The sequence below is a fragment of the Pseudoalteromonas sp. S558 genome, assembly GCF_005886635.1.
Taxonomy (GTDB): domain Bacteria; phylum Pseudomonadota; class Gammaproteobacteria; order Enterobacterales; family Alteromonadaceae; genus Pseudoalteromonas; species Pseudoalteromonas aliena.
Genome location: NZ_PNDU01000588.1, coordinates 1 through 374, shown reverse-complemented (window position 1 = coordinate 374; position 374 = coordinate 1). Strand labels below are relative to the sequence as shown.

Sequence of the window (374 nt, the reverse complement as noted above, 5' to 3'; positions counted from 1 at the left end):
GTTAAATAGCCTTCAAAGCCATCTTTTAATATTTGCTCTTTTTCACTATTAAGTGCATGCGCCGTTACGGCAATAATAGGTGTGTCTTCATTCAAAGATGACTCTTTAATGAGTTTACAGGCTGTAATGCCATCCATTATCGGCATTTGAATATCCATAAAAATCACATCATATTTATGACTTTTACTTAAGCTGTAAGCTTGTGAACCATTATGGGCAGTATCAATCAATTCCACCTGTTCATTGAGTAGTGTGTATATTAATTTTAAATTAGCGGCGTTATCATCTACCACTAATACTTTTAATGGCAGTAGAGTTTGTTCTTGCTGATCTATGTTATGCGCAGGGTGATCAATTCGATAGGGTGCGGCTAA

General features: G+C 35.8%; 1 protein-coding gene. It reads right to left on the bottom strand.

All coding sequences use genetic code 11. The annotated features are described in order from the left end of the window. A partial coding sequence (locus CWB66_RS21545) for a response regulator (RefSeq protein WP_138587012.1) occupies positions 1–374 on the bottom strand: 374 nt, incomplete at both ends.